We start from the raw sequence: 3,156 nt of genomic DNA, 5'->3' as shown, positions 1-3,156 counted from the left end.
GTGCTCACCTGACAAGATGACCGGGTGACCGAGAAGCCCGGGAAGCCCGGCGGAGGGCAGGAGCGCAGCGACCGGGGATTGGTTACAGGATTCGCACAGATCGGCTCGGCCTATTACCCGATCCTCGTCGCGGTGTTCACGGCCCTGGTCATCATCTCCAACGTCACCGCCACCAAGGGCGTGGCCTTCGGGCCCGTCATCACCGACGGTGGCTTCATCGTCTTCCCGTTGACCTACGTCATCGGAGACGTGCTGTCGGAGGTGTACGGCTTCAAGGCGGCCCGACGCGCGATCATCCTCGGCTTCTCGATGAACGTGCTGGCCGCACTCGCGTTCTGGGTCACGATCTACCTGCCAGCGGCAGACTTCTACGAGAACCAGGCCGCGCTCGAGAACGTCGTGCACGCCTACACACAGCTGATCATCGCCGGACTCGCCGGCTTCATCGTCGGGCAGACCATCAACGCCTGGGTCGTCGTGGCGATCAAGGAACGCACCAAGGAGAAGCACCTCTGGGCCCGTCTCGTCGGGTCGACGTTCGCAGGCCAGCTCGGCGACACCCTGGTGTTCTGCAGCATCGCTGCGAGCGCGATCGGCATCACCAGCTTTCGCGACTTCGCCGTCTACACCGCACTGGGCTGGTTCTACAAGACCGCGGTCGAGATCGTCATGCTGCCCGTGACGTACCGCGTGATCGCCTACATCAAGCGCAAGGAGCCCACGTACGAGCCCGCCGTATGAGGCATCTCTGAGGCTCCTCTGGCGAGGTCCTAAAGTTTGCGGAAAACTAGCTACTCATGGGTAGCTTGGGTAGATGACGGTCTCGGCTGAAGTGATTAACGCGATGTCCCTCTGCACGGTGCACGACTACGGTGACCAGGCCCTGCTGCTGGAGTTCGACAGTACTGCCGAAGTGCTGGCCTGGTGCGAGGCGTTGCGGGACGCCGATCTCCTCGGCGTCGTCGACGTCGTCCCGGCCTCCCGCACGGTGTTGCTCGAGCTCGCTGGTCCGCGCTATCAGGCACCGACGCGGGCGCGCCTCGACGACCTCCGCGTCGAGCGGGAGGCGGTGGCGGCCGACACGCCATCCGACCTCAGAGCTGACGTGACGATCGACGTGGTCTACGACGGCGAGGACCTGGACGAGGTCGCACACCTGGCGGGCCTGTCCCGCGACCAGGTGGTCGCCGCCCATACCGCCGCCCCGATGCGCGTCGGGTTCGGGGGGTTCGTACCCGGTTTCGCCTATCTGGTCGGCGGGGACGAGCGACTGCACGTACCGCGCCGAGCCGAGCCCCGCACCAGGGTGCCCGTCGGATCGGTCGGGCTGGCAGGCGAATTCAGCGGCGTCTACCCGCGTGAGTCGCCGGGTGGGTGGCAGCTGATCGGCCGTACCGATGCGGTGCTCTGGGATGTCGAACGCGATCCGCCCGCGCTGCTGACCCCCGGCCTGTGGGTTCGATTCCGGGCGATCGGATAGGAGCCGCTGATGACCACCATCGAGATACTGAAGACGGGCCCGCTGGCCCTGCTCGAAGACCTCGGAAGGCCGGGACTGGCGCACATGGGCGTGTCCCGCTCCGGGGCGGCGGACCGTCGTTCCCACACCCTGGCCAACCGGCTGGTGGCCAACCCGCGGGACAGGGCCACCGTCGAAGTGACCTTCGGAGGCTTCTCGGCACGGGTGCGCGGTGGCGGTGTCGCCATCGCAGTCACGGGTGCCGACGCTGATCCGTCGGTCGACGGTCTTCCGTTCGGCACCAACAGCATTCACTACGTCCACGACGGTGAGGTGATATCCCTCGGGGCTCCCCACTCCGGTCTGCGGAGCTATCTCGCGGTCCGTGGCGGCATCGACGTCGAGCCGACGCTCGGCTCCCGCAGCCATGACGTGATGTCGGCGATCGGCCCGAAGCCGCTCAAGCCCGGCGACGTGCTGACCATCGGCGAGCACACCGCCGACTTCCCCGAGTTGGACCAGGCCCCGGTCGCAGCGATCGTCGAGGACCTGCTCGAACTCGTGGTCGTGCCCGGCCCACGCGACGATTGGTTCACCGACCCCGACGCGCTGGTGCACACCGACTGGGTGGCTTCCGATCGCAGTGACCGCGTCGGGATGCGGCTCTCGGGACGTCCCCTCCAGCACCGCTGGCCGGACCGGCAGCTGCCGAGCGAAGGCGCCACCCGCGGCGCGATTCAGGTGCCGCCCAACGGTTTACCGGTGATCCTCGGCCCGGACCACCCGGTCACGGGTGGCTATCCGGTGATCGGAGTGGTAGCCGACCGGGACCTCGACGCACTGGCTCAGGTGCGCCCCGGCCAGCACGTGAGGATGCGCTGGTCCCGCCCACGACGGTCGTCGTAAACCCGGTTGCAGCTGTCCTGGGGATGTCGTGGTCCCCTTAACCCTGGTAGGAACGAGGGGTGCTCCACACCGCACGCCTGGTCCATACCTCCGATCTCGATGCTGAAACCCGTGAGGGCGCCCGCCGCATGGTCATCGACGCGTTCGGCGGCGGCGAGATCGACTTCACCGACTCCGACTGGGAGCACTCGCTCGGCGGCATGCACGCACTGATCTGGGTCCGCGGCGCACTGATCGCGCACGGCGCGGTGGTGCAGCGTCGGATGATCCACCAGAACGTCGCACTGCGATGCGGTTACCTGGAGGCCGTCGCGGTACGGGAGGACTGGCGCGGACAGGGCCTCGCGTTGGCGGTGATGGACGGCCTCGAACAGGTCTTGCGCGGCGCGTACCAACTGGGCACACTCAGCTCGTCGGAGGCGGGCAGACACATGTGCGCGGCGCGAGGCTGGCTGCCGTGGCAGGGAACGACGTCGGTGCTGGCACCGTCGGGAATGACCCCGACCCCCGACTCCGACGATTCGGTCTTCGTGTTGCCGCTGGGATTACCCGACGGAATCGAGCTCGACACCGCTGGCGAACTCACGTGCGATTGGCGTGATGGCGACGTCTGGTGACTTGCGCCTCACGGGGCGATCGCGATGGTTCCGCTGCCCGACGACGAGGAACTCCACGATCACACCGAGGCACTGATCGCCACACCGCCCGACGTGGTCATCGCGACGACGGGCATCGGCTTCCGCGGCTGGACCGCCGCCGCCGACGGCTGGGGACTGGCAGGTGACCTGATC

At 67.5% G+C, this 3,156-nt stretch carries 4 protein-coding genes and 1 pseudogene; all 5 read left to right on the top strand.

Features of this window, described 5'->3' with window-relative positions:
- The first annotated feature begins 78 nt into the window (after nucleotides 1-78).
- Nucleotides 79-741, top strand: coding sequence for a queuosine precursor transporter (locus tag QOI01_RS35225; RefSeq protein WP_526388742.1), 663 nt, complete (start codon nucleotides 79-81; stop codon nucleotides 739-741).
- Between the two features lie 73 nt (nucleotides 742-814).
- The gene (locus tag QOI01_RS35220) at nucleotides 815-1,480 is read left to right on the top strand and encodes a 5-oxoprolinase subunit B family protein (RefSeq protein WP_526388740.1); all 666 of its coding nucleotides are present in this window, start codon (nucleotides 815-817) and stop codon (nucleotides 1,478-1,480) included.
- Between the two features lie 9 nt (nucleotides 1,481-1,489).
- A complete protein-coding gene (locus tag QOI01_RS35215; RefSeq protein ID WP_526388738.1) occupies nucleotides 1,490-2,365 on the top strand; it encodes a 5-oxoprolinase/urea amidolyase family protein in 876 nt (291 codons plus the stop codon).
- Between the two features lie 59 nt (nucleotides 2,366-2,424).
- Nucleotides 2,425-2,982: a GNAT family N-acetyltransferase gene (locus QOI01_RS35210; RefSeq protein WP_526388736.1), complete on the top strand. Its 558-nt coding sequence runs from the start codon at nucleotides 2,425-2,427 to the stop codon at nucleotides 2,980-2,982.
- A gap of 15 nt (nucleotides 2,983-2,997) precedes the next feature.
- Nucleotides 2,998-3,156 (top strand): annotated as a pseudogene (locus QOI01_RS35205) (uroporphyrinogen-III synthase); the annotation flags it as partial.

The organism is Mycobacterium sp. (assembly GCF_032162605.1).
Taxonomy (GTDB): Bacteria; Actinomycetota; Actinomycetes; order Mycobacteriales; family Mycobacteriaceae; genus Mycobacterium.
Note: the sequence above shows the minus strand (reverse complement) of the source record. Positions and strands in the feature narration are given on the sequence as shown.